Below are 26,028 nucleotides of genomic sequence, written 5' to 3'. Positions count from 1 at the left end.
TTAATCGTCGCCTTTCAGTTTTTTACGCTCGACATAGAGTTCTGCAGCTTCGCGGACAAATGCAGCGCAAATTTTGGCCTGATAACGACGTTCAAGATCGTCAGCAATGGCAATGAGTTCTTGCTTAGTTGAACGATAAGGGCGTAACGCATTATAGATTTCAAGGATGCGATCATCCGGCACTGAGGTAAGCTCGGCGGCACGTTCAAAATTCATCGCCAGACGATCGCGACCAGCATCTCTGGCAATCGCGGCCTGAATACGCAATGTTTCAGGGGTTATGCGCATGTCCTGGGCGGTGACTTTATCGCTGAGTACATTCTCCAGAGTGAAATCGTCGAGCGTTTTATTGGTCGCCGTTTTAACCCATTCCGGATGTTTATTTGCCAGCGGATAATCCGTCACTTTGGCGTTCTGTATTGACGCGTTGGGTGTCGCAGAAACAGGAGCTGCATCCTGTAGACTGTTCATGCGGTTCAACACGTCCCTGACCATCGACTCAATTGCATCGGTATTCATGAAGGTTTCCTTTGTTAAAACGTCACGCGCAGTTCTTGCGGTTTTTTGCCAGTGACCACGTACTTCGTCTCTTTGATATGCAAAATGGCTGATTTGGCCTGGTATTTAGGCCGCGCCATTTGATCGTTGAGGGTCGGAACTGGTTGTGGAGACTCACGCTTCGCATAACGCGCGGCGTTTTTACCAATCTGGCGATAAGTTTCCAGCGTCAACAAAGGCGCTTGCGGGAAAAGTTCCAGGTTAGACAAAGGGGGAAGCCCCTGCTGGTGGATAACCGTGGTGCCTTTTGACTGAATACCAATAGCAATGCCGGAACCACTAAGGCGATCGCCTTCGACTGCTACGAATGCGACATCGGACGATTTAAAACAACGAATGACACGCGCTTTAATGCCTTCTTCTTCAATACCGGCAATCACTTCACGCAAGATGTTTTTATGCGGAATACCGATAATATTGACGGTCTGCGCCAGGCCAAATGCCGGGCCTACAGCAATAATGACTTCATCCTGCTGAGTGCCTTGTTGGGCTTCGCCAATTTCAGTTAAAAAATTTCCGGTATCCGGCGCGGAAGAGACTGTTGCGGCGACAGGTGCGCGAAATGAAACGGACTTGTCGCTGGTTTGCATTTCTGCCAGCACGTCTTCGATAATCTGACGCAGTAATTTTTCGTTAATTTCCATTTCTCACCCTTAGTCAATTTCGTTGGGATCAAGTGCACCGGGAATATTTTTGATCTCTTCCCAGCGTTCCCCTTGCAGGCGATAACCTGTAGCCGGTCCGGCGTAATCATTGACGTCATTGACCGCAGAGAGCACTTGTCCGTCATCGACGATAATGGCTGAGGTATGGAGATAATCGCCGGTCAGTTTCGCTTTTTGCATGTTGAGCATGTCCTGAGCGACATCGGTAAAACCGCCTTGCGCCAGGGCTTTCACCACTTCCAGACTGTTACGGTTTTTATTGATAATTTCCTGGGCGAACTTGATGTCTTCTACAATGTTGCGCTCTGGCATATCTTTCGAACCGTGGGCATAGGTCGCCGCTTCGACTTCTTCATCGGTAATAAGGGGTAATCCCATACCGGCAAAGACAGCCTGTAAAGCGCGTGCGGCTTTATTGCGGATAGCGACAACATCTTCTTCGCGCACCGGTCGCAGACCGCCATCAACCTTCAGGTCACGCTGAATGACGTTGTAATCATCGAAGTCTTCGGCGTCTTCGTTTGAACCGGCAAACATGTTGTCGTAGTTCGGCACAGCGGAAAAACCGGAAGAGATAAAGTCAGTACCCGGCAGAAACTGCATCAGGAAACGCGCGGTACGGCGCATATCTGAGTGGGTAAAGGTCTGGTCATTACTGGAGGCACATTCCAGATCCAGCGATGAGCAAATTAGGTTTTCCGCCAACACTGCGCGGATGCCTGACGGCACAGCTGATGGAACACCGATGCAGCTTACGGAACCATTCTGCAGCCCCTGTACGCCTGCGGCTTTGGTGATGTAAATGCAACGAGCTTCGAGATAAAGCATTGATTTGCCTTCCGCGTAACCCATCTGTACTTCAGAGCCGGAGCCGGAAGTAAAGCGCATTTTTAAGCCGCGAGAAGCATAAGATGACGCGAGAAATCCTTTTGACCACGGGGTATCATCGCCATCGGTGAAAACAGGTTCCGTGCCGTAAACAGAAATCGTTTCGGCGTAACAGGTGTGGCCTAACATACCGAGTTTCAGTTCGGTGGCTTCTTCCAGTGAACACTGGGTCAAGACGCCCGGGCGCCCTACCTGTGAACCTACCAGCAGAGCGATGGCGTTGAACGGCGCATAGCGAGCAACGGCAACGGTGGTTTCCTGTTCATCAAACCCGCGCCATGCGCCTTCGGCTGCGTCGGCGGCAATTTGTACCGGGTTATCTTTGACGTTAGTGACGTGAGCCTGTTGTGATGGTGTTCGACGGGCGCGCATTTTCTGCATCGCCATCATCATCTCTACCACGTTCATCTGCGAAACCACTTCGACGATTTTGGCGGGCGTCATTGCTGTGGTAAGGGGAACGATATCGCTACGTTTGACATTTGGATCGCACAGCATATTGGCAAGTTTGACCGAATCCATCGCGATGACTTCTTCGGCGCGCGCGAGATTGATGCCGTAACGGGCGATAAAGTGGTCGATCAGGTCAAACTGGCTGGCGGGTTTTCCATCCAGCTCGGTGACGACGCCGTTAACAATTTTGATTGACGGTTTTGGATCGTTCGGGCTTTCCATCGCAATGAAGCCTTCTTCAATCCACTCTTTAACGAAACCGTCCTGGTTGACTGGGCGTTTGGCCAGTGCTTCAAATCTTTTCGATCTCATGAATCAGCCTCAGGGAATTCAGATGTAGGAAGGGCGATCGTTTTTCGGTGTATCGCCGAGAGTCGAAAGTACGGTTTTACCGATTTCGCGTGCGGAGATGACCGCCTGACGGACTGCGCCGGAGTCACCCGAGATAATCAGAATGACTTCATTGCTGTAGCTGGTGCCATGAGCAGGCGAGCTGTATGCCACCACGTCCACATTGGCGGACTTCAGCGCGGTGTCGGCCATCAGAACACCCACAGCGGCTGGAGCGCCAACAATAACGCCGCAAGCCCGTCCCAGTGGTGCACCAAACGCTTTTTCCAGTGCATAGCTGGCGCGGGCGGTATATTGCAGTTCAAGATGCCCGGCTTCGTTGGCATAGACATCACCAAAGGTCCGGTCGAGTTCTTTCAGGGCAACTTCAATACCGCGTTTCACGTCGGAAACATCGTTGCCACCTAAGAGGATTAATGAGCCGTGTCCGGCACCGCCTTTGGTATCGCGAGGAAGTTCAATGCTAATAACTTCAGTGTTCGTAGCTTTTACCGCTTCATCAGCGGCCATAATGTGTGGACCTGCGCCAATACGTGCACCCAGAATGCCAATGGAGCGATAGCGTTTTTCAAGTTTCAGGGCGCTATCAACGTTCGCAATGACCAGACCTACAGTGTCGCCAATAGCGGTGCCAACAAATTCCGTTAACGTACAGCTTTTTTCTGCCATAGCCGTCTCTCGTGTTTGATGAGTGGTTTCCGGGAGAACCTCATGCTCTGGCGTCGCTACGCGAGCGATGACCTGCGCCATGATCTGTTCGACCAGTTCATTGCTACTCATGGGTTAATTCCCTTTGGTAAGATTTTTTCGACATCGGTATGTGGGCGGGGAATAACGTGTACGGCTTTTACTTCACCGACGTTACGCGCGGCGGCGGCACCTGCGTCTGTTGCCGCTTTTACAGCCCCGACATCACCACGAACGATGACGGTCACCAGCCCGGAACCTATTTTTTCGTAGCCAACCAGCAATACATTTGCCGACTTCACCATGGCGTCTGCGGCCTCTATGGCGGCAGTTAAGCCTTTGGTTTCTACCATTCCTAACGCTTCTTGTTGCATAAAGACCTCGCCTGGATTTTTTGACGATATGACTATAAAAAAAAGCGAGGAAAAAGAATGGCTGACTTAATCGGCCAATGAGAAAAATAAATAGAGGACAAATATTATAAAATTGCTTTTATAAACTATATGTTATTAATTTATTGGTTGTTTTGTGGGTGTTTCAATGTGAATTAATTGCGTTGGCTGAGCGGGTTAATCGCGAATAATATTTCGTTGGGTTTGGTTCGCGGAAGGGAACTGTGATATTTGTTTAAATTTTATTATGTCATGATGACAATTTTTTATTGTGAAAGTTTGGCGGTAATTATTACTTTCAACACTGATTAACGCTGTGTTGCATGCTTAGGCAATGACAATAATTTGCTATGTCAGCACGATTTTTCCACGAGTCTGTCATGCATGTTGGCAATATTTTCCGCAGAGCAATTTTTATAGTTGCCCTCGATATACACAACAATCAGCAATTCTGTTGGCTGATAAAGAAAAACTTTGTAAAAAAGGTGTCACTATGAATGATTCACTCAAGGCGCAATGCGTTGCCGAGTTTTTGGGCACCGGACTGTTCCTCTTTTTTGGCATTGGTTGTTTGTGTGCCCTCAAACTTGCTGGGGCAAGTCTGGGGCTGTGGGAGATTTGTATTATTTGGGGGTTAGGTATTTCACTTGCTGTTTATCTTACGGCAGGAATTTCCGGCGCTCATCTCAACCCAGCGGTTACGATTGCTCTATGGTTGTTCGCCGCTTTTCCTGGCCGTAAAGTGCTGCCATTTTGTGTGGCGCAATTAGCGGGTGCCTTTGGTGGTGCGGTTCTGGCATATTTTTTATACAGCAATTTGTTTACCGATTTTGAATCTGCCCACAATATGGTTCGTGGAAGTGCAGAAAGTTTACAACTCGCCAGTATCTTCAGTACTTACCCGGCAGCGGCAATAAATGTATGGCAGGCGGCACTGGTTGAAATAGTCATCACGTCTATGTTGATGGGATTGATTATGGCGTTGACCGATGACGGCAACGGTGTACCGAAGGGGCCTCTTGCACCTTTACTGATTGGTATTCTGGTTGCTGTTATTGGTGCTTCTACTGGACCATTAACCGGTTTTGCCATGAATCCAGCGCGTGATTTTGGGCCAAAAATTTTCACCTGGCTTGCGGGTTGGGGAGAAATAGCGATGACTGGCGGACGCAATATTCCTTATTTCATTGTACCCATTATTGCCCCGGTCATTGGTGCCTGCGTTGGTGCGGCGATTTATCGCTTTCTCATTGCACAAAATTTACCTGTCAATAGTGTTACGCCTAAAGATATCCGCGAATAGCGAAATAACCTGGCGGTTATAAACGTTTATTTTTTTACTGTTTGTGATCTGCTTTCCGAACTTATTAAAAAGTCTCCCGCTTCATGGAGGCTTTTGTTATTGTCCTTTGTGCTTCTCGTCAGTAAATCATCAGGGATGATGTGAAGATTAAATGTAAAACAATTGTTTTTTACAATAACAATAAATTAACTGGGAGGTTTTATCATGATTTCTGCGGCGACACTTAATTCAGAACTCATTAATAAAATCGCGCAGGATTTTGCGCAGGCGACCAGCCTTGCGGTTGTCGTGGTCAATATCCACGGTGATGAAATTTCCGAACTTTTTAACTTCACCCCGTTTTGTCAGATGATGCGGCAACACCCACAGCTTAGCACTCGCTGCCGCATGAGCGATCGTTGTGGAGGCCTGGAAGCTTCTAAATCCGATCAACCTTGTATTTACCGTTGCCATGCAGGATTAACCGATTTCTCTATTCCTTTGGTGATTGCCGGGCATTTAGTCGGCTTTGTGTTGTGTGGACAAGTCCGCCTGCGTAATGGTGATGTCGATTTGATCGATATTCTGAATGTCGATGATCGTTGGCAAGCAGATCCCGAATTACTTAATGAATTTCGCAAAGTCCCGGAGATGGATTACTCGCGAGTTATGGCCTCTGCTGATTTGTTGAAGTTGATTGTGGAAAATTGCCTCAAAAAGCAACTCAATTTTGTCGTTATTAAAGAGAATAAACCTCATTCGGATTCAGTTCGTCAGACCCGTGCGTCTAATCCCCACGATAATAAAATGAAAAAAGCATTGCGCTATATTGATGCGCATTTATCAGACGATTTACGCCTGGAGGATGTTGCCTCGCATGTTTATCTAAGCCCTTATTATTTCAGTAAATTGTTTAAGAAATATCATGGGATTGGTTTTAATGCATGGGTAAACCAACAACGCATGGCCAGCGCCCGTGAGTTGCTGTGCCATAGTGACTGGAGCATCGCCAGCATTGCGCGTAATTTAGGCTTCTCTCAAACCAGTTATTTTTGCAAAGTTTTTCGACAGACCTATCAGGTAACGCCGCAGGTTTTCCGTCAGCAAATTAGCGAAAATACGGCTGCGGAAACGGCATAAATTCAATGTAAAAAATGAGGGATGATTAAATATACTCTGGCAGTAATAATTCATTTACGTGTTATGGGAAAATTGAAATCAGCTCATAACATACGCTGACATGTTTGGCACATTTGTGCCTGGGAAGAGGGTGGAAATCCCTCGCAGCCCCCGCTGCTGTAATGCTGACAACCCCGAAAATGCCACTGATCGTGAGATCGGGAAGGTCGGGGGAGGATGACGCTAAGCCAGAAGACCAGCCTGTCAGTTAATACCAACAACTTCGGTGGGAAGTGGGTTGTCTGGAAGCGCCCGGTTGAGCACTGGCGCGTCTTTATACCCCTACCACCCTGAAAGGATCAGGGGATGGCGGCAGCATTTATTTCATTCATCGTCGTGTCGACAGGCACCAGGGCTGCACTTATGGTGTGGCAATCTTTTTTTGTGGCATATCAACCTGACCGTTATTACAGGAAACTAAGCGGAGGGTGGTGGTCATGAAAACGATAAAACCTGAATCGATAGCTCTTTTTTGCCTCTCATCTGGCGATATTGAACTCGCTAAACATCTGGCTGAAATGTTGCCTATTACCTGTTTTGTCGGTGAGGATTGGCAGCAAGGTTTCCTGCCTTTTAACGGTGGGCCAGAACAATCATTATCAGATGCGTATAGCGATTATTCAGTGCTGTTATTGATTGCTGAAAGCGGGACACTCATCCCAGAAAGGCTCCCTCTGCCTGATGGCGTGACGGTAATCTTAATAGCAGAGCACAATGCTCGTTTGCTGAATGGCACGGCTGGTGGGGCTGTAGCGTTAATCCATTATCTGAATGAAATGTGTCAATTCAGAGAAACCGTTGCTAATGACACATTTTGTCGGTCGTTAACGCAGGGGAATTGGGCTATTTCACAATGCCTCCCCCATTCGTAATGGATTGAGAATGCTGGATTTTTATTTTTAATACGCGCAGTATTAATCGAAGAAATGTTATTACGGTCAGTAACAGTGGAACATCCATTGCTCTGGTCAATGAATACCATCATACAATTGAACCGGGAGTCCGTATGATGATTTTGGTGACGGGGGGCGCACGGAGCGGGAAGAGCCGGCACGCCGAGGCGCTTATTGGGGACACTCCACAGGTCCTGTATATCGCTACTTCGCAAATTTTTGATGATGAGATGGCCGCACGGATTGAACACCATCGGCAAGGCCGCCCGGCGCACTGGCACACGGTGGAACGCTGGCAAAATCTTGATGAGTTAATTAACGCAGACATTAACCCGCAGGCTGCCGTGTTGCTGGAATGCATTACAACAATGGTGACTAATCTTTTGTTTGAATATGGCGGCGATAAAGATCCTGAAAAATGGGATTATGACGCGATGGAGCAGGCGATTAACGGTGAGATTCAGTCGTTGATTGCCGCCTGTCAACGTTGTACTGCAAAGGTCGTATTAGTGACCAATGAAGTGGGCATGGGGATTGTGCCGGAGAATCGTCTGGCGCGACATTTTCGTGATATTGCCGGGCGGGTAAATCAGCAGCTGGCCGCTGCGGCAGATGAAGTATGGCTGGTGGTTTCGGGTATTGGAGTAAAAATCAAATGAGTAAATTATTTTGGGCGATGCTCTCTTTTATTACGCGTCTGCCTGTACCGCGTCGTTGGTCCCAGGGGCTGGATTTCGAGCATTATTCTCGCGGTATCATTGCTTTTCCCTTAATTGGTTTATTGCTTGGCGCCATTAGTGGAGTGGTCTTCATGGCGTTGCAGGCATGGTGTGGCATACCGCTGGCGGCTCTGTTTAGCGTGCTGGTGCTGGCGCTGATAACAGGGGGATTCCACCTGGACGGCCTCGCAGATACCTGTGATGGCGTATTTTCTGCACGTAGCCGCGATCGCATGTTGGAAATCATGCGTGATAGCCGTTTGGGTACTCACGGTGGTCTGGCGCTGATTTTTGTGGTTCTGGCAAAGATTCTGGTGCTAAGCGAGTTGGCACTGCGTGGCGAACCGATCCTTGCATCGCTGGCGGCTGCATGTGCGGTTAGCCGTGGGACTGCCGCATTGTTGATGTATCGTCATTGTTATGCCCGGGAAGAAGGGCTTGGTAATGTGTTCATTGGCAAAATTGACGGGCGACAAACCTGTGTCACCCTCGGTTTAGCCGCTATTTTTGCTGCCGTATTATTGCCGGGTATGCATGGTGTGGCTGCTATGGTGGTGACGATGGTGGCGATTTTCGTCCTCGGCCAGCTTCTCAAACGGACTCTGGGCGGGCAAACCGGCGATACGCTAGGAGCAGCCATAGAACTTGGTGAACTGGTCTTCCTGCTGGCACTGCTATAAGACTGATTACCGAAGAGACGCTACATGCAAACACTCGCCGAATTATTGAATACGATCCCTGCCATCGATCCTGCCGCTATGTCGCGTACCCAACGGTATATTGATGGGTTACTCAAACCTGTCGGTAGTCTGGGAAGACTGGAGGCGCTTGCCGTACAACTGGCAGGAATGCCGGGACTGAATGGTGTGCCTCATGTGGGCCAAAAAGCAGTGCTGGTTATGTGTGCCGATCATGGCGTCTGGGATGAAGGTGTCGCTATTTCTCCGAAAGCAGTGACAGCCATCCAGGCTGAAAATATGACACGTGGAACAACTGGTGTGTGTGTGCTGGCAGCACAAGCGGGCGCTAAAGTTCACGTGATTGATGTTGGGATTGATACCGTTGAGCCTATCCCAGGGCTTATTAACATGCGTGTCGCACGAGGTAGCGGTAATATTGCCTCGGGTCCGGCAATGAGCCCCTGTCAGGCTGAAGAGTTGCTTTTGGACGTCATACAATATACGCGCGAGTTAGCGAGAAATGGCGTCACGCTGTTTGGTGTGGGTGAACTGGGGATGGCAAATACCACACCGGCAGCGGCGATAGTCAGTGCGATTACTGGACGCGATCCTGAAGAAGTGGTCGGTATTGGCGCAAACCTGCCGACAGATAAACTGGCGCATAAAGTTGATGTTGTTCGTCGGGCAATAACATTGAATCAACCGAATCCACTGGATGGTATTGATGTGCTGGCCAAAGTCGGTGGGTTTGATTTGGTCGGAATGGCTGGCGTAATGTTAGGTGCCGCTTCCTGCGGTTTACCCGTGTTGCTGGATGGATTTCTTTCTTACGCCGCTGCACTTGCCGCCTGCCGGATGTGTCCTGCAATCAAACCGTATCTCATTCCTTCTCACCTGTCGGCAGAAAAAGGGGCGCGTATAGCGCTGTCACATTTGGGGCTGGAGCCTTATCTCAATATGGAAATGCGTTTAGGTGAGGGGAGTGGCGCAGCGCTGGCGATGCCCATCATCGAAGCCGCCTGCGCGATATACAGCAACATGGGAGAACTTGCCGCCAGTAATATTGTTCTACCGTGGAAGACGACTTCTGAATTGAACAGTTAAAAACGAAAAGTCAGATAAAAGCTATAATTATCGGATAGCTTTCGCGACTTAGGAAAGGGACATGATGCGTCGTGTAAATATTCTTTGTTCATTTGTTCTGCTTTTTGCCAGCCATAATAGTCTGGCGGTAACTTATCCACTCCCTCCAGAGGGTAGCCGTTTAGTCGGGCAACCACTGACAATAACGGTTCCTGATCACAATACCCAGCCGCTGGAAACCTTTGCTGCACAGTATGGGCAAGGTCTGAGTAATATGCTGGAGGCGAATCCAGGGGCTGACGTTTTCTTACCAAAGTCTGGTTCGCAACTCACCATTCCGCAGCAACTGATTCTGCCTGCCACTGTACGCAAGGGGATTGTGGTTAACGTCGCTGAGATGCGTCTTTATTACTACCCGCCAGACAGTAATACTGTGGAAGTGTTTCCTATCGGCATTGGTCAGGCCGGGCGTGAAACGCCGCGCAATTGGGTGACGGCCGTTGAACGCAAACAAGAAGCACCAACCTGGACACCGACCCCTAATACTCGCCGTGAATATGCAAAACGAGGGGAGAGCCTGCCCGCATTTGTCCCAGCTGGACCCGATAATCCTATGGGGCTTTATGCCATCTATATTGGTCGGCTTTATGCCATCCACGGTACCAATGCCAATTTTGGCATTGGCTTACGGGTGAGTCAGGGTTGTATTCGTCTGCGCAATGATGACATAAAGTATTTGTTCGATAATGTTCCAGTCGGGACGCGCGTGCAAATTATCGATCAGCCGGTGAAATACACAACGGAACTGGATGGCTCAAAGTGGCTGGAAGTTCATGAACCGTTATCGCGTAATCGGGCGGAATATGAGTCCGACAGAAAAGTGCCATTGCCGGTAACGCCTTCATTGCAGGCATTTATCAATGGACAAGAAGTTGATGTAAATCGCGCAAACGCAGCTTTGCAGCGTCGTTCAGGAATGCCTGTGCAAGTTAATTCTGGGGCGAGGCAGATGTTTTAAAATAGTTGTTACGTAGAAAGCAAAAAGCCTGCTTGAAAGCAGGCTTTTTTGAATTTGGCTCCTCTGACTGGACTCGAACCAGTGACATACGGATTAACAGTCCGCCGTTCTACCGACTGAACTACAGAGGAATCGTGTGAACGGGGCGCATATTAATGGCAGCGTTCCGCGATGTCAAAGGGGGAAATGCATTTTTTTGTTCGTTTGCTGGCAATTTCGACAAAGCGATGAACATTCAATCATTTTTGTAATGTTCCATTGTAGTGCATGCCATCCTTTTATGGGGCAATGAACGCTCGTTCTGTAACCCGGACGAAAGGACAAAACAATCATAATCTCTTATTTGACAGGCGATTAGCTTTCGCATTAGCGCTAAATTTAAACTGGCAAGCATCTTGCAATCTGGTTGTGAGTAATACCGGCACTTGGGCCGATTTTTAAAAACCGGAGGCAACATGAACTTCAGACGCCTGAAATACTTCGTAAAAATTGTAGACATTGGTAGCCTGACCCAGGCTGCTGAAGTGTTACATATCGCGCAGCCTGCGCTCAGTCAGCAGGTCGCCACACTGGAAGGCGAGCTGGATCAACAACTTTTGATTCGCACTAAACGTGGCGTTACTCCAACAGATGCCGGAAAAATTCTCTATACCCATGCGCGGGCAATTTTACGTCAGTGTGAACAGGCCCAACTGGCAGTTCATAACGTAGGTCAGACATTATCGGGTCAAGTCTCAATTGGCTTTGCGCCAGGAACCGCCGCGTCGTCTATCACCATGCCCTTATTACAGGCGGTACGTGCTGAATTTCCGGAAGTGATTATCTATCTACATGAAAACAGCGGCGCTGTTCTTAATGATAAACTTATAAATAGCCAGCTTGATATGGCGATAATTTACGAGCATTCCCCTGTGGCAGGTGTATCCAGCCAGGCTTTGTTAAAAGAAGATCTTTTTCTTGTCGGAACACAGGATTTTCCAGGGCAAAGCGTTGATGTTAATGCTATAGCGCAAATGAATCTCTTTCTTCCCAGCGATTACAGTGCCGTAAGACTCCGCGTTGATGAGGCTTTTTCTTTACGGCGACTCACGGCAAAAGTCATCGGTGAAATTGAGTCTATCGCCACGCTTACCGCAGCGATTGCCAGCGGCATGGGGGTTGCAGTGTTACCAGAATCAGCCGCGCGCTCGTTATGTGACGCAGTTAACGGATGGATGTCACGTATTACCACACCGTCAATGAGTCTCTCTTTGTCATTAAATTTACCTGCCAGAGCAAAACTGTCGCCACAGGCACAAGCAGTGAAAGAGCTGTTATTGTCAGTGATCACTCCTCCAGTCATGGAAAAAAGACAATGGCAATTGGTTAGCTAAACGTTATATCTGGATGGAATAAGATGCGGGTTTTTATTATTTGTTATGCCGGGCGTTAGACTTTAACAATAGCGGAATGTCTGATCTGCCCGGAGTTTACCGTGAATTTCCAACAACTAAAGATAATCCGCGAGGCTGCACGTCAGGATTACAACCTGACAGAGGTTGCGAATATGCTTTTTACCTCACAGTCAGGTGTCAGCCGTCATATTCGAGAGCTGGAGGATGAGCTTGGTATAGAAATATTCGTTCGTCGGGGAAAACGACTGCTTGGTATGACTGAACCGGGCAAAGCATTGCTGGTAATTGCAGAACGCATTCTGAATGAAGCCAGTAATGTTCGTCGACTTGCCGATCTCTTTACCAACAATACATCTGGCGTTCTCACTATCGCAACGACGCATACTCAGGCACGCTACAGCTTGCCAAAGGTCATTAAAGCCTTTCGCGAACTTTTCCCGGAAGTGCGGCTTGAGCTTATCCAGGGAACACCACAGGAAATTGCGACGTTGCTGCAAAATGGCGGGGCCGATATTGGCATCGCCAGTGAGCGTCTGAGCAATGATCCGCAACTCGTCGCCTTCCCATGGTTTCGTTGGCATCATAGTTTGCTCGTTCCAGATAATCATCCCTTAACAAAAATTACGCCATTGACGCTGGAATCAATAGCGAAGTGGCCGTTGATCACTTACCGACAGGGGATTACTGGTCGCTCGCGGATTGATGACGCATTTGTCCGCAAAGGTTTGCTGGCAGATATTGTATTGAGTGCGCAGGACTCTGATGTTATCAAAACCTACGTAGCCCTTGGCCTGGGGATTGGATTGGTCGCCGAACAATCCAGTGGCGAACAAGAGGAAGAGAATTTAATCCGTCTGGAAACGCGCCATCTTTTCGATGCTAATACCGTCTGGTTGGGACTAAAACGAGGACAATTACAGCGTAACTATGTCTGGCGTTTTCTGGAACTGTGCAATGCAGGACTGTCGGTTGAGGATATTAAGCGACAGGTGATGGAAAATAGTGAAGAGGAAATTGATTATCAGATATAGCAAAAAGCCCGCTATAAAGCGGGCTTTTCAGAAATTTGGCTCCTCTGACTGGACTCGAACCAGTGACATACGGATTAACAGTCCGCCGTTCTACCGACTGAACTACAGAGGAATCGCTGTTGAGGCACATCTTAACGGCGAAAAATCTTTTGTCAAACCTGATTTTTAAATTTCTCAACCGTTTGCCGTTTCTATCAACAGTTTGTTGCATTTGCAGACAATTTGCTGGCGAAAATCTTTGCAGCTTTGCTGATTCTCCCTCATTATTTGAAATGTGGTTTCACTTTCTGCAATTAAGGTCAGTTTTGAATATCTCCTCAGCTTTACGCCAGTTTGTTCACGGCACTCGCTGGCACGCAAAACGTAAGAGCTACAAGGTGTTGTTCTGGCGTGAGATAACCCCGCTTGCTGTTCCTATCTTTATGGAGAATGCCTGTGTCCTGTTGATGGGCGTACTGAGCACGTTTCTGGTCAGTTGGCTGGGAAAAGATGCGATGGCAGGCGTTGGATTGGCGGACAGTTTTAATATGGTCATTATGGCTTTTTTTGCAGCTATCGACCTTGGTACTACAGTCGTTGTGGCATTTAGTCTCGGTAAGCGTGATCGACGGCGAGCGAGGGTAGCGACACGGCAGTCATTAGTGATCATGACATTGTTTGCCGTACTGTTGGCAGCGCTTATTCATCATTTTGGTGAGCAAATTATCGATTTTGTTGCAGGTGAGGCCACACCGGAGGTAAAAGCACTGGCGCTGACTTATCTGGAGCTGACAGTCATCAGTTATCCTGCGGCGGCAATTACCTTGATTGGCAGCGGAGCACTTCGCGGCGCAGGGAATACGAAAATACCGCTTCTTATAAATGGTAGTTTGAATATCCTTAATATCATCATTAGCGGCATATTGATTTACGGTCTTTTCTCCTGGCAGGGGTTAGGGTTTGTCGGGGCAGGACTGGGATTAACTATTTCCCGTTATATTGGCGCAGTCGCCATTTTGTGGGTTCTGGCGATTGGTTTTAATCCTGCGCTACGGATCTCGTTAAAAAGCTATTTTAAGCTATTGAATTTCAGCATTATCTGGGAAGTCATGGGGATTGGTATTCCTGCAAGTGTGGAATCCGTATTATTTACCAGTGGCCGGTTATTAACACAAATGTTCGTTGCCGGGATGGGGACGAGTGTTATTGCCGGGAATTTTATCGCTTTTTCGATTGCAGCTCTTATCAATTTACCAGGAAGTGCACTTGGATCTGCTTCTACAATCATTACGGGTCGAAGGTTGGGGGTAGGGCAGATAGCACAAGCAGAAATTCAATTGAGGCATGTTTTCTGGCTGTCCACTATTGGATTAACGGCAATAGCCTGGTTAACCGCCCCCTTTGCCGGGATTATGGCGTCGTTTTATACCCAGGATCCGCAGGTTAAACATGTCGTTGTGATTCTGATTTGGTTGAATGCTTTATTTATGCCGATTTGGTCCGCCTCCTGGGTACTACCTGCTGGTTTTAAAGGTGCTCGAGATGCTCGCTACGCCATGTGGGTTTCTATGCTGAGCATGTGGGGATGCCGGGTGATAGTCGGTTATGTGCTGGGAATCATGCTTGGCTGGGGTGTGGTTGGCGTCTGGATGGGGATGTTTGCCGACTGGGCCGTGCGGGCGGTGCTGTTTTACTGGCGAATGGTGACAGGGCGATGGCTATGGAAATACCCTCGTCCTGAGCATAAATAGTATGAAAAAAAGCCAGATGTGTCGGAATAAACGACAAAGCGCAGATTATTTCAGCAAACGAATTCAAAATTAAAAAACAGGCTTTGACATTGTGGATGGGCATCGTTAATATTCGCCCCGTTCTCGCGATTCCTCTGTAGTTCAGTCGGTAGAACGGCGGACTGTTAATCCGTATGTCACTGGTTCGAGTCCAGTCAGAGGAGCCAAATTTCTGAAAAGCCCGCTTTTATAGCGGGCTTTTTACTTTGTTACTTAATCAAATCCTTCACATCTTTTCCTGACGCAAAGGATCTGAACTCATTATCGGAACGGTGGTTCATTAAAGGTCCGCAGTTTACGCGAATGCAGTCGGTCGCCTTCTGCGCGCAGCAAGTCTATCGCCCGAATGCCAATTTGCAGGTGCTCGGAAATAGCGCCTTCATAAAAACGGTTAGCCTGACCGGGAAGTTTAATCTCACCATGCAACGGTTTATCTGAAACACACAGTAGCGTCCCGTATGGTACGCGGAAACGATATCCTTGTGCTGCAATGGTGGCACTTTCCATATCAATTGCCACGGCCCGACTTAAATTAAAACGCAGTGCAGAAGCTGAGTAGCGTAGCTCCCAGTTCCTGTCATCAGTGGTTACTACAGTTCCAGTGCGTAGCCGCTGTTTAACTTCCTCACCCGGCCTGCCGCTGACGAGTTTGGTGGCGTCATAAAGTGCACGTTGTACTTCAGCAATGCTCGGAATAGGAATATCGGGAGGCAGAACCGCATCAAGCACGTGGTCATCGCGTAAATAAGCATGCGCAAGTACGTAATCTCCAATAGCCTGGCTTTCACGTAATCCTCCGCAGTGACCAATCATCAACCAGACATCCGGGCGCAGCACCGCCAGATGATCGCAGATAGTTTTGGCATTTGACGGCCCCACGCCAATATTAACCAGAGTAATACCCTGACCATCGGTAGTGATTAAATGCCATGCGGGCATCTGGTGTTTTTTCCATGCGAGGTCGGAAATTGCTTCTTCCGGTGCTTCGGTTTCAGCGGTGATCCAGTTCCCGCCAGCACAAGAAAGGGCAATGTAGGGGCTATGAGGATCAAGGATCTGGCTGCACCCCCAACGAACGAATTCATCCACATAACGTGTGTAGTTGGTAAACAAGACGAACGGCTGAAAATGTTCGACTGGCGTACCCGTATAATGGCGTAACCGTGCTAGGGAAAAATCTACCCGGCGTGCATCAAAATGCGATAGCGGGGAGAATTCCGTTGGATGATAAATGCCGTCTGCCGTTTCATCGCCAATTTGTGCCAGTTCGGTTGTCGGGAAATAACGAGTTAATCCGGCGCTCATTGAGCGATCAAGCGTCAGCTCTGAGCCGTCGATGACATAGGGATAAGGAATTTCATGCTCTGACGGTTGCACGGAAATATGTGCACCATAATCCTGGTACAGCAGAGTTAATTGTTCATTAAGATATGAACGAAAGAGAGCAGGGCGGGTGATGGTGGTCGTGTAGCTGCCAGCGTGAGTAAAACGACCAAACGCGCGTGTTTTGGGAGGGTTTGTTGCGCTACCGTCCCAGGTCACGGTCAGCGATGGATAGACAAAAAGACCGTGTTTTCGGGCGTTTTCATCAGGCAGTTCGCCACTTTTAATATATCTGCCAATGGCGTTGCGTAAAGCGACTACAGATTTTTCATACAGCGCGTCAAGTTTATCCAGTGCCTGAGCTGGGGTCAGACCGGAGCCCTTATTATTCATACGTCTCTCCTGTTCCATACAATTACCGCATTTCCGATAGTATGTCACAGGAATGTGAAACAAAAGTGTAAGGCGAAGATCGGACGATCTTCGCCAGGCTATCAAGCGTGTTGATTGTCTTTCATTAACAACGCAGTTATTGCGGAAATCAGGCAGCCTGCCAGCAAATAAATGGCGACGCTATGCCAGTCTCCTGCAAAATAAGTAATCAGAGCAGCAGCAATAAAAGGTGTAAATCCACCGCCTACCACGCTGGCAACCTGATATCCGACGCCAGCGCCGCTGTAGCGATAACTGGCACCAAACATCTCGGTGAACATCGGCTGTTGCACGCAAACCACCATGTCATGCGCAATGTTCGCCAGCATAATGGAGAAGAAAACGATCCAGAAAATGGACTGTGCCTCAAGCGCTATAAAAAAAGGAAATGCGCTTAACGTTCCGATTATTGCGCCGCTGATATAAACCCTACGGCGACCAAAACGATCGGCAAGCCAGGCAAAACAGGGAATTGTCAGGCAGCTTAATCCACCCACCAGCAAACCAATATTGAGGAATAATTCGCGCGGCAGCCCCATATTCTGGGTCGAATAGTTAAGTGCAAAGGCGGTAACGATATACATCGTCAGCAACTCGCACAGTCGCAGTGCAATAATCTTAAGGAAAGCACCGGGATGTCGTAACAGAGCTTCGATAACCGGGATGCGTTTTTGCACCGCCGCTTGATTATGCTGCTGTTGTTCAAATTCAGCGGACTCCTCCATGCCATTGCGCACCCACAATGCACCCAGCACCAGTACGATGCTAAACAGGAAAGGAATGCGCCAACCCCAGCTCAAAAATTGCTCGTCAGTTGTCGTCATACTGATCAATGAAACCAGTCCGGTTGAAAGGAGTAGACCTACTCCGTAACCAACCTGCACGCCGCTACTGTAAAAGGCTTTTTTGTTTTTTGGCGCGCTCTCAACGGACAGCAACGCAGCGCCTCCCCATTCTCCGCCAACAGCAAATCCCTGAATAGCTCGCAGCATCACAAGCAAAATTGGAGCCCACCAGCCAATAGTTGAAAACGAAGGGAGAATGCCGATCAATGCTGTGGCGATGCCCATCATCCAGACGGTAAGCATCAACATGCGTTTACGCCCCAGTCGGTCGCCGAAATGGCCGAAAATGACACCACCGAGCGGACGAAAAAGGAAACCGACACCAAAGGTAGCAAATGCAGCGAGCGTTCCCATTGCCGGGCTTACCTGCGGGAAAAACTCGCGATTAAACACCAATGCGGCAGTAATGCCATAGAGTAAAAAATCATACCAGTCGACGACGGCACCCGCGAAACTGCCTAACGCAGCGTGTCGGGCGCGACTTAACGAAAGCGTTCCTTCATCGGGACGCGTGGAGATGAGCGTGGAGTCCATAGTGATCCTGTTTGTACTGTCTTTTTATAATTAGTATGGAAAAGGTAACTCACATTGCCGTCGATCTATAAACGAACCTTATGAGACTACCGCGACAGAAAGCATCTGCAAATGTTTTTATGCCAGGAACTGAGGATGAAGGGCCGGGAGGGGCAGTTACATATTACAACCGCGTTGAACAGAAAAATGTGAATGCTAAAGCCGCAACGCACGCTCGGCTGATGCTATTTTTCTCTGATGGATTTTTTTGAATTTTCCTAATGGGATTTGTGTCACTGACACCAGGCGAGCTAATTGCTTGAATGATTGGCGGAGAGAGGGGGATTTGAACCCCCGGTAGAGTTGCCCCTACTCCGGTTTTCGAGACCGGTCCGTTCAGCCGCTCCGGCATCTCTCCGTTCAGATGGTTGCCATGATGCCAGGAAATTTGGCATTTTAACAGTCCCTGTCCGTGCAATTTTGTTCAAGTGACGAGTTTGCGAGCAAAACGATGATTAAGTGGCCCTGGAAAGTACAAGAAACAGATCATGAAGATACGCTGCCATGGAAGGAAGCTCTGGCGATACCTCTTTTGACATGTCTGACAGAGCAGGAGCAAAGCAAACTAGTCACTCTTGCCGAACGTTTTTTGCAGCAAAAAAGACTGGTCCCGCTGCAAGGATTTGAACTTGATGCATTGAAAAGTAGTCGCATCGCCTTACTTTTCTGCTTGCCTGTTCTGGAGCTTGGACTGGAATGGTTGGATGGTTTTCATGAAGTGCTAATTTACCCTGCGCCATTTGTGGTAGACGATGAATGGGAAGACGATATAGGGTTGGTGCATAATCAACGTATCGTTCAATCAGGACAAAGCTGGCAGCAAGGCCCAATCGTGCTGAACTGGCTCGATATACAAGATTCTTTCGATGCCTCGGGCTTTAATCTGATTATCCACGAAGTTGCACATAAGCTGGATACACGAAATGGCGATCGCGCCAGTGGGGTTCCCTTCATTTCTTTGCGTGAAGTCGCTGGATGGGAACACGATCTTCATGCGGCGATGGATAACATTCAGGAAGAAATTGAGTTAGTGGGCGAAAATGCCTCCAGCATCGATGCTTATGCTGCCAGTGACCCTGCAGAATGTTTTGCCGTACTTTCCGAATACTTTTTTAGTGCACCGGAACTTTTTGCGCCACGCTTCCCCTCGCTGTGGCAACGTTTCTGCCAATTTTATAAGCAGGATCCATTACAACGGCTACGAAATGCCAATGGGCGAGACACCAATTCAGTACCAAATGTTCATTAAATATAAATTTTGTTGCTTAATTAACCGATTGAAATGACTTACGAATTTTAGTGTTGACACTCGCTGCGCTGCTAAGTAATATTCGCCTCGTTCTCACGATTCCTCTGTAGTTCAGTCGGTAGAACGGCGGACTGTTAATCCGTATGTCACTGGTTCGAGTCCAGTCAGAGGAGCCAAATTCAAAAAAGCCTGCTTTCGAGCGGGCTTTTTGCTTTTCTGCAAACGTACTTTAGTGTTTGAATTTTTGTTAGAGCTTTCATTACGCTGTGACTGAAATTTTCGCGATAATCCTTTTCAGCGCATTGCTGAATTCATCCAAATTTAGATGATCAATAGCCTTTCCTACCACAATCGTCTCTGAAATGCCGGCCATGGCAGGCCAGCGAGTCTTATAATCAGCATACACGGCGATGACAGGAACATTATAAGCACTTGCCATGTGTAAAATAGATGTGTCTGGCGTTATTGCAAGGAAGGCATCTCTTATGATTGCTGCAGACCGCATTATTGAAGGTGATAACGACAAATGATAAACGTTATCAAAAAGCCGGGTTAGTTCCAGGGCTGTTTCCGAACCTTTCGGACCATGAACAATGACAATTGGCATGTCTGATTGCATTTTAATCATCTCAATGATTTTTTGTGCCATTGTTAATAAAAATGTTCTCTCTTGCACGCTACCTTCTAAATTAAGAGCAATATATGAACCTAATGAATGCATCTCACAACGTACTTCTTTTAGCACTATTTCGCTGAGGGGCAATTCAAATATGGGCGGGGGCGCCGGAAATCCAACTTCTCGCATCATGAAGGCCCATGTCAGCGGTACTGGGGCGCGTAGTGACTGATCCATTTTCGACGCTGACTTACATATCGGTGAATAACATTTCATTGTTAAACCCACAACCTGTAAATTTGTTTTGGCTCGTAAATGGCTAATAAATATCATCGTCTTCAGGTTTTTCTTGCGCATTGCTTCAATACAAAGATCAGGAGTTCCATATTGTTCATTGATGTTTTTTGCTAATTTTTTTATTTCTTTAATACTGGCATGATCCTGCATTGTCATACTGATCAATGTTAATTTTGTTTGTTCCAGATGAAGTGCATCAAAAACAAATTTATTAATTGTTGATGTGACAATCAATAAGTGTTTTATTTTATGCATTTCAAGCGATCGGATTATTGGGTAAATAGCCATTGCATCCCCAATTTGATCGGGAATGTGAATAACTACGAATCCACTGTTTGCAATATCAGTATTTTTGCAGCGATAATCATAATACGCAAATGCAATACGTCTGAAAAATGATACAAATGACATTTCCAACCTCGCTTCCATTCTGGTTAAAACGTGGTGAAGTTTAACAGAAATGATTGATTTCTAAAATCGATAAATAATAACGTGGAATATACTATATATTTATTGTTTATGTGTTAATCATTTTCGAGAATTATCATTTTGTTTAAAAACAGCTTGTGTCGCATTCTTCAGTCTGGGGTGCATAAAGTGAAGGGAAGCGTTAAAACGTCAGTAATTGGAGGTGGTCGTTTTCATGTTTGTTAAGTGGGGGAGAGTTACCCCCACTTTTATTCCACAGTAAGTGTCAGCCGATTAACCTACGTATGCGGCCAGCATCTCCTGTGCTGCCAGTTTGCCTAACGCATTTGCTGCGAAAGGACTGTCACCGGTTAAAAGTTTACGATCTTTGTGTACCCGGCCGGTAATATCATCATTGACGATGTTCATGCCCATTTTCTTCAGTTCTTCACCAAAGTACCAGGTCAGATGACCCGGCATGTAGCCAATCTCTGGTGTTTGTTTGTCTGCAGCGTCAGGGAATGCGCAAATTGAATAACCATTTAATGGGTTATCGCCGTGGCGAAGCGCCAGAAAGGCTGCCGGACCGTGGCAAAGGGAGATAACAAAACGGTCATTTTCGATTGCCCACCGCAGAGCGGCAGCCACGTCTTTGCTTTCTGGTAAACCAATGAGTGCACCGTGACCGCCAGGAACAAAGATTGCTGCGTACTCGCTGTCTGCGTTGAGGCTGGCAACAACATCTGCCAATTTTTTCGGATTGCGGAACAGAGATTTGTGCTGCTCAAAGAATGGCATCACTTTTTCATCTTTACGCGGCATAGCCCAATATTCAAATTTTGTCATCAGGCCAGAAAGCGTCGCAACCTCGAACTCGAAACCAGCAGCATGCAGATGATATAACGGCAGCAACGTTTCAATCGGATGGTTTCCTGTTGAGAAGAGCTTACCATTATCAGTTGGCAAATAGCGTTCATCGGCGGCGATTACCAGAATTTTTTGCTTTCCGCTATACGATTTTGGATAGTCTACCCCATCAAGATCAGAAATCGGGCTGGTATATTGGCCTAACGAATATTCTGACGGGAAGAAAGCATTATCTTCAGCCATATCGATTTGCGGATTCTTACTTTGTTGAACAGTCATAGTATATTCCTTGTTGTTACTTATGTAGGTTAGTCACTATATTCGCGACTGAGCTGGTTGCTATTTTTAACCAGGTGGTAAATTGGAGTCAATATATCGAAAGCGGTATGCAAGGGGGGAATGTGCGATGATTATGCTGCACTTGTGTCGAATATTAATCATGCCGATTTCTCCTTATTGCGTAAAGTGGTCGTAATTGGTGTTAATTTATTTTAGTCTATTTTTCAGAAATCAGGATATTGATTCACGGTAGCACAATTTTTAATTGTGGTGATTTTTTGTGCTCACGTGAAGTTTAGAGCGGCGCCAGATGTGCCTACAATAGGATGATTCGCCTGAGGCCTGCTTAAAACAGGTAAATGCTGAAGCGAAGAATCTCGCCGGGCCATGCTATGAGAGTGTAAGTTAAGAAAATGAGATTATTAGCAAAAAAATAATCGTAAAACTGTCTGGCACGAGAGATTATCGCGAAAGAATGATGATCCAGATTAAGGTTTAACTGATGACAGATATGATTAATTACTTGTCATCAGATGTACTCTTTGCACAATTTGTCAGAGGGAATGGCCTGGAGACTAAAGTGGGGCAGCAACGATAACTTTTCCAAAAAAAACGACTTAAATATAGTATTAGAAATATGCACTAATAATTCAAGTGCAGTTGATTATATTGAATTTTTTCAGGGAATACCTATGTACCGAAATATTGTTATTCCGGTGAATGTTTTTTCTCGGGATGATAGAGAGCAAGCGTTTTTGCACGCGCAATTTTTCGCCAATGTTTCTTCTGGACATGTTCACTTACTTGGCTTTATACCGGAATATTTAAGAGTTCTCGAGCGTGGGTATATTTCTGATATGCATCGTTTTAAAGAAGGTCTACGTGGGCAGGCTGTGTGCCGTTTAGCTCATATAGCAGAACAACTGGTTTTGCCTGAAGGATTTATTCATACATATGTTCATTTCGGCACTCTTCCGGAAGGGATAAAGGAACTTGCTGAACAACAACTGGCTGATGTTATTGTGCTGGGAGCTACGCAGGAATTAGGGTTTATCGACATGCTACGGCAGTTTAGCGTGCCGCTGTTGGTGATTTGATGTGGGATATAAAAAAGCCTGAATTCGATGAGGGACGAACTCAGGCCGATATTATGTTTTACAGTTACGTGCCGCGGCGCGTTGGCTGATTAGAACTGGTAGACTAAGCCCACAGCAACGATATCGTCGGTCGCGATGCCGTTTTCTTTGTAGAAGTCGTCGCCGTTGTCCAGCAGGTTGATTTTATAATCAACATAGGTGGACATGTTTTTGTTGAAATAGTAGGTCATACCGATATCAACATATTTAACCAGGTCTTTGTTGGTGTAATGATGATTACCCTGGCTGTCAAAGTTATCACTATTTACACCGCCTAAATCCTTACCTTTTGATTGCAGGTAAGCGATGGACGGACGCAGACCGAAGTCGAACTGATACTGAGCAACAACTTCGAAGTTTTGGGTTTTGTTAGCGATAGCATCAGCATCACCGTAACCAGTCATGTTACGGGTTTCAGCATACATGGCTGCTAAGTAAACGTTATTAGCGTCGTATTTAGCGCCAACGGTCCATGCTTCTGCTGTTTGACCGCCAGCAGTTGCATCGAAGCGATCCCCGTAACGAGTATCATGCAAACCTTTGTGAACCTGGTTATCGGTACGGTCAGAGTTAGAATATGCAGCACCCAGACTTAAACCGAAGTCGAAGTCATAGGAAGTTGACATACCGAAACCATCACCATTTTCTTTGGTAATGCTACGTCCCTTACCAGAACCTTCCTGACCGAATGGTCCACTGCTTTCATTATTACTCTGATATTGCAGAGCAAAGTTCAGGCCATCAACCTGACCAAAGAAACCATTGTTACGGTAGGTTGCAACACCATTAGCACGACCGTTCATGAAGTTGTCGGCACCAGCGTACGTATCGCCACCAAATTCTGGCAGCATATCGGTCCATGCTTCAACGTCATATACGACACCGTAGTTACGACCATAGTCGAAAGTACCGTTCTGACCGAAACCTAAGCCTGCAAATGCCAGACGAGTTGCGGTATTGCCCTTGTCGCTCTCAGCGCCATTTGCGCCAATGTTAAACTCCCACTGACCATAGCCAGTGAACTGGTCAACGATCTGGGTTTCACCTTTGAAACCGATACGGGCATATGACATGTCGCCATCACTGCCAGAGTCATCAGAGAAGTAGTGCAGACCTGCTACTTTTCCGTATAAATCCAGTTTATTACCATCTTTATTATAGACTTCAGCCGCATTTGCTGCGCCAGCAACTAATAACGCCGGGACCAGCATTGCCAGAACTTTTCTTTTCATTATGTATTCCCTTGTGATTATAATCTTCATGAATATATCAATAAGTGCCGTTATCCAAAAAAAAGCACATTTGGATACTATTCTATGAAGTTCATTTTATTTTAAAGATTACATGTAACAAATGTATTTAAAAGATTTCAAAATGTTTCTATTCTATTTAGTATAATTCATAATTATGAATTTCAGACATAAGTATTCATCATATTTATATTTGTATATCAATTGGTTATTGTTCTTTTGGAAGGATGGATTACATCAATGATTGTTGAACTAAAGACTGAGTGTGATCTACTGCACATTAATGAACGCATAAAAAAAGCCGGCATCATGCCGGCCCAAAAAATATAAACAAGACGATAAAAGGCTAATAACGTAGTCATCATGACACAGAAAACAAAAAAGGTATAATTGTATTCAATGCCAATATATTCAAAATATGAATTAATCAATTATGCCCAAACAAAAAACAAATGCCTTCCGACTTGTTTTTTCTGCACATAATGTCAGTGGTTAAGATTCATATATTTGTTCAAAAAATGAGTGAGACTTGACTGGCTCGACCGATGTGGAAAAATGTGACTTTTATCACATAACAGTATAAGTCTGAATTTTCCGGGTTATCTCAAAATGGAGTATGGTTCGACAGCAATGGAAGAAAGACTCTCTCGTAGCCCTGGCGGCAAACTGGCTTTATGGGCTTTCTATACCTGGTGTGGTTATTTTGTCTGGGTAATGGCGCGTTACATCTGGGTAATGAGCCGCATCCCCGATGCCCCCGTGTCTGGATTTGAAAGTGATTTAGGTTCAACTGCGGGGAAGTGGCTAGGTGCGTTAGTGGGGTTTTTGTTTATGGCCATGGTCGGTGCGTTGTTAGGCGGCATTGCCTGGTACACGCGACCTCGCCCCGTACGTAGCAGACGCTATGAGTAAAAACTGCTAAGGTTGCGGCTCTTTGGCAGCGGAGCGCATATGGACTTACAACACTGGCAGGCACAATTCGAGAACTGGTTGAAGAGCCATCATCAGTATCAGGACGCGGCCCATGACCTGTGTCATTTTCGCCGCGTCTGGGCGACGGCACAAAAACTGGCGGTAGATGAAGACGTGGACATGCTGGTGATTTTAACCGCCTGTTATTTTCACGATATCGTGAGTCTGGCGAAAAATCATCCGCAACGGCAGCAATCTTCAATGCTGGCAGCAGAAGAGACGCGTCGCCTGCTATGTGAAGAGTTTGCGCAATTTCCAGCGGAGAAAATAGAGCCCGTTTGTCATGCTATTGCCGCACACAGTTTCAGTGCGCAAATTACGCCCTTAACGGCGGAAGCTAGAATCGTGCAGGATGCGGACCGGATGGAAGCATTAGGCGCGATTGGCCTGGCGCGTGTGTTTGCGGTTTCAGGCGCGTTAGGTGTGGCGCTGTTTGATGGCGAAGATCCGTTCGCGCAGCATCGCCCGCTCGATGATAAACGTTACGCGCTGGACCACTTCCAGACCAAGCTGCTAAAACTACCTCAAACGATGCAAACCACAAAAGGTAAACAACTGGCGCAACACAACGCCCGTTTTCTGGTGGAGTTTATGGCCAAACTTAGTGCTGAACTGGCGGGGGAGAATGAAGGTATCGATCACAACGTGATTGATGCGTTTTCGCCAGCTGACTGTGCGCGTGGCCCTAAACCGATGTAATTATGTTAACCTGTCGGCCATCTCATATGGCCGGTTAAAT

Annotated in this window: 24 protein-coding genes, 5 tRNA genes and 1 riboswitch; of the genes, 16 read left to right on the top strand and 13 right to left on the bottom strand. The window is 47.0% G+C overall.

The genetic code is table 11. The features are described 5' to 3' along the window. The 5 genes from pduE to pduA are packed head-to-tail and all read right to left on the bottom strand — an operon-like array spanning position 1 to position 3,976. A complete protein-coding gene (gene pduE / locus FEK46_RS09510; RefSeq protein WP_131161073.1) occupies positions 1-519 on the bottom strand; it encodes a propanediol dehydratase small subunit PduE in 519 nt (172 codons plus the stop codon). Between the two features lie 14 nt (positions 520-533). Then, a complete protein-coding gene (locus tag FEK46_RS09505) occupies positions 534-1,202 on the bottom strand; it encodes a propanediol/glycerol family dehydratase medium subunit (protein ID WP_130208657.1) in 669 nt (222 codons plus the stop codon). 9 nt (positions 1,203-1,211) lie between these two features. Next, positions 1,212-2,876 carry a propanediol dehydratase large subunit PduC gene (gene pduC, locus FEK46_RS09500; protein WP_130259966.1) on the bottom strand — a complete coding sequence of 555 codons (1,665 nt, stop codon included), beginning with the start codon at positions 2,874-2,876 and terminating at the stop codon, positions 1,212-1,214. An 18-nt stretch (positions 2,877-2,894) separates the two neighbouring features. After that, positions 2,895-3,695: a propanediol utilization microcompartment protein PduB gene (pduB, locus tag FEK46_RS09495; RefSeq protein ID WP_135559443.1), complete on the bottom strand. Its 801-nt coding sequence runs from the start codon at positions 3,693-3,695 to the stop codon at positions 2,895-2,897. After that, entirely contained in the window at positions 3,692-3,976 is a 285-nt protein-coding gene (gene pduA / locus FEK46_RS09490) for a propanediol utilization microcompartment protein PduA (protein ID WP_001183614.1), read from the bottom strand. Before pduA ends, pduB begins: the two co-directional genes overlap by 4 nt. 511 nt (positions 3,977-4,487) lie before the next feature. Between pduA and pduF the strand changes: the two genes are divergently transcribed. The 7 genes from pduF to ldtA all read left to right on the top strand — a co-directional run bounded on the left by pduF (position 4,488) and on the right by ldtA (position 10,848). Continuing rightward, positions 4,488-5,297, top strand: coding sequence for a propanediol diffusion facilitator PduF (gene pduF, locus FEK46_RS09485; RefSeq protein WP_130257612.1), 810 nt, complete (start codon positions 4,488-4,490; stop codon positions 5,295-5,297). A 204-nt stretch (positions 5,298-5,501) separates the two neighbouring features. Further along, complete coding sequence (gene pocR / locus FEK46_RS09480) at positions 5,502-6,416, top strand: regulatory protein PocR (RefSeq protein ID WP_135407131.1); 915 nt, start codon at positions 5,502-5,504, stop codon at positions 6,414-6,416. Positions 6,417-6,499: 83 nt separating this feature from the next. Further along, a riboswitch (cobalamin riboswitch) is annotated at positions 6,500-6,675 on the top strand. Between the two features lie 217 nt (positions 6,676-6,892). Then, positions 6,893-7,327 (top strand): cobalamin biosynthesis protein, encoded by a 435-nt coding sequence (locus FEK46_RS09475; RefSeq protein ID WP_135559444.1) that lies wholly within the window; start codon positions 6,893-6,895, stop codon positions 7,325-7,327. A 134-nt stretch (positions 7,328-7,461) separates the two neighbouring features. After that, positions 7,462-8,007: a bifunctional adenosylcobinamide kinase/adenosylcobinamide-phosphate guanylyltransferase gene (cobU, locus tag FEK46_RS09470; protein WP_130222270.1), complete on the top strand. Its 546-nt coding sequence runs from the start codon at positions 7,462-7,464 to the stop codon at positions 8,005-8,007. Beyond that, positions 8,004-8,747, top strand: coding sequence for an adenosylcobinamide-GDP ribazoletransferase (gene cobS / locus FEK46_RS09465; RefSeq protein ID WP_135559445.1), 744 nt, complete (start codon positions 8,004-8,006; stop codon positions 8,745-8,747). The genes cobU and cobS overlap by 4 nt, the downstream gene beginning before the upstream one ends. Before the next feature lie 24 nt (positions 8,748-8,771). Then, positions 8,772-9,851: a nicotinate-nucleotide--dimethylbenzimidazole phosphoribosyltransferase gene (gene cobT / locus FEK46_RS09460; protein WP_135407123.1), complete on the top strand. Its 1,080-nt coding sequence runs from the start codon at positions 8,772-8,774 to the stop codon at positions 9,849-9,851. Positions 9,852-9,912: 61 nt separating this feature from the next. Beyond that, positions 9,913-10,848: a L,D-transpeptidase gene (gene ldtA, locus FEK46_RS09455; RefSeq protein ID WP_130259961.1), complete on the top strand. Its 936-nt coding sequence runs from the start codon at positions 9,913-9,915 to the stop codon at positions 10,846-10,848. Positions 10,849-10,903: 55 nt separating this feature from the next. Here the strand turns inward: ldtA and FEK46_RS09450 are convergent. After that, a tRNA-Asn gene (locus FEK46_RS09450) sits at positions 10,904-10,979 on the bottom strand. Positions 10,980-11,303: 324 nt separating this feature from the next. Between FEK46_RS09450 and nac the strand changes: the two genes are divergently transcribed. Then, a complete protein-coding gene (nac, locus tag FEK46_RS09445) occupies positions 11,304-12,221 on the top strand; it encodes a nitrogen assimilation transcriptional regulator NAC (protein WP_130208639.1) in 918 nt (305 codons plus the stop codon). 101 nt (positions 12,222-12,322) lie between these two features. Continuing rightward, positions 12,323-13,273 (top strand): HTH-type transcriptional regulator Cbl, encoded by a 951-nt coding sequence (gene cbl / locus FEK46_RS09440; protein ID WP_130208637.1) that lies wholly within the window; start codon positions 12,323-12,325, stop codon positions 13,271-13,273. 36 nt (positions 13,274-13,309) lie between these two features. On the opposite strand, the gene FEK46_RS09435 is transcribed toward cbl, so the two are convergent. Next, a tRNA-Asn gene (locus FEK46_RS09435) sits at positions 13,310-13,385 on the bottom strand. A 160-nt stretch (positions 13,386-13,545) separates the two neighbouring features. On the opposite strand from FEK46_RS09435, the gene yeeO reads away from it, so the two are divergent. After that, positions 13,546-15,003 (top strand): toxic metabolite efflux MATE transporter YeeO, encoded by a 1,458-nt coding sequence (gene yeeO, locus FEK46_RS09430; protein ID WP_286364556.1) that lies wholly within the window; start codon positions 13,546-13,548, stop codon positions 15,001-15,003. 130 nt (positions 15,004-15,133) lie between these two features. Continuing rightward, a tRNA-Asn gene (locus FEK46_RS09425) sits at positions 15,134-15,209 on the top strand. 94 nt (positions 15,210-15,303) lie between these two features. On the opposite strand, the gene amn is transcribed toward FEK46_RS09425, so the two are convergent. The 3 genes from amn to FEK46_RS09410 form a co-directional block, all read right to left on the bottom strand. Continuing rightward, positions 15,304-16,758, bottom strand: a complete 1,455-nt coding sequence (gene amn / locus FEK46_RS09420; RefSeq protein ID WP_135407118.1) for an AMP nucleosidase — start codon at positions 16,756-16,758, stop codon at positions 15,304-15,306. A 101-nt stretch (positions 16,759-16,859) separates the two neighbouring features. Beyond that, positions 16,860-18,176 (bottom strand): shikimate transporter, encoded by a 1,317-nt coding sequence (gene shiA, locus FEK46_RS09415; RefSeq protein WP_135559446.1) that lies wholly within the window; start codon positions 18,174-18,176, stop codon positions 16,860-16,862. Between the two features lie 307 nt (positions 18,177-18,483). Continuing rightward, positions 18,484-18,573, bottom strand: a tRNA-Ser gene (locus FEK46_RS09410). 93 nt (positions 18,574-18,666) lie between these two features. Here FEK46_RS09410 and mtfA point away from each other — a divergent pair. Further along, complete coding sequence (gene mtfA, locus FEK46_RS09405; protein WP_130259958.1) at positions 18,667-19,464, top strand: DgsA anti-repressor MtfA; 798 nt, start codon at positions 18,667-18,669, stop codon at positions 19,462-19,464. A gap of 100 nt (positions 19,465-19,564) precedes the next feature. Next, positions 19,565-19,640, top strand: a tRNA-Asn gene (locus FEK46_RS09400). A gap of 83 nt (positions 19,641-19,723) precedes the next feature. Here the strand turns inward: FEK46_RS09400 and FEK46_RS09395 are convergent. Together FEK46_RS09395 and hchA are read right to left on the bottom strand one after the other, a co-directional pair. Next, positions 19,724-20,788 (bottom strand): glycosyltransferase family 9 protein, encoded by a 1,065-nt coding sequence (locus tag FEK46_RS09395; RefSeq protein ID WP_135559455.1) that lies wholly within the window; start codon positions 20,786-20,788, stop codon positions 19,724-19,726. 291 nt (positions 20,789-21,079) lie between these two features. Next, positions 21,080-21,931: a glyoxalase III HchA gene (hchA, locus tag FEK46_RS09390; RefSeq protein ID WP_131161099.1), complete on the bottom strand. Its 852-nt coding sequence runs from the start codon at positions 21,929-21,931 to the stop codon at positions 21,080-21,082. A gap of 563 nt (positions 21,932-22,494) precedes the next feature. On the opposite strand from hchA, the gene FEK46_RS09385 reads away from it, so the two are divergent. After that, a complete protein-coding gene (locus FEK46_RS09385) occupies positions 22,495-23,028 on the top strand; it encodes a universal stress protein (protein ID WP_240731116.1) in 534 nt (177 codons plus the stop codon). Positions 23,029-23,117: 89 nt separating this feature from the next. Here FEK46_RS09385 and ompC read toward each other — a convergent pair whose 3' ends face one another. Further along, positions 23,118-24,299: a porin OmpC gene (gene ompC, locus FEK46_RS09380; protein ID WP_130208623.1), complete on the bottom strand. Its 1,182-nt coding sequence runs from the start codon at positions 24,297-24,299 to the stop codon at positions 23,118-23,120. A gap of 648 nt (positions 24,300-24,947) precedes the next feature. Here ompC and drpB point away from each other — a divergent pair. Together drpB and FEK46_RS09370 are read left to right on the top strand one after the other, a co-directional pair. Then, positions 24,948-25,229 carry a cell division protein DrpB gene (drpB, locus tag FEK46_RS09375; protein WP_246769576.1) on the top strand — a complete coding sequence of 94 codons (282 nt, stop codon included), beginning with the start codon at positions 24,948-24,950 and terminating at the stop codon, positions 25,227-25,229. A 39-nt stretch (positions 25,230-25,268) separates the two neighbouring features. Further along, a complete protein-coding gene (locus FEK46_RS09370) occupies positions 25,269-25,988 on the top strand; it encodes a phosphohydrolase (RefSeq protein ID WP_135492739.1) in 720 nt (239 codons plus the stop codon). The last annotated feature ends 40 nt before the right edge of the window (positions 25,989-26,028 follow it).

The sequence above is a fragment of the Escherichia sp. E4736 genome, assembly GCF_005781225.1.
Taxonomy (GTDB): Bacteria; Pseudomonadota; Gammaproteobacteria; order Enterobacterales; family Enterobacteriaceae; genus Escherichia.
Note: the sequence above shows the minus strand (reverse complement) of the source record. Positions and strands in the feature narration are given on the sequence as shown.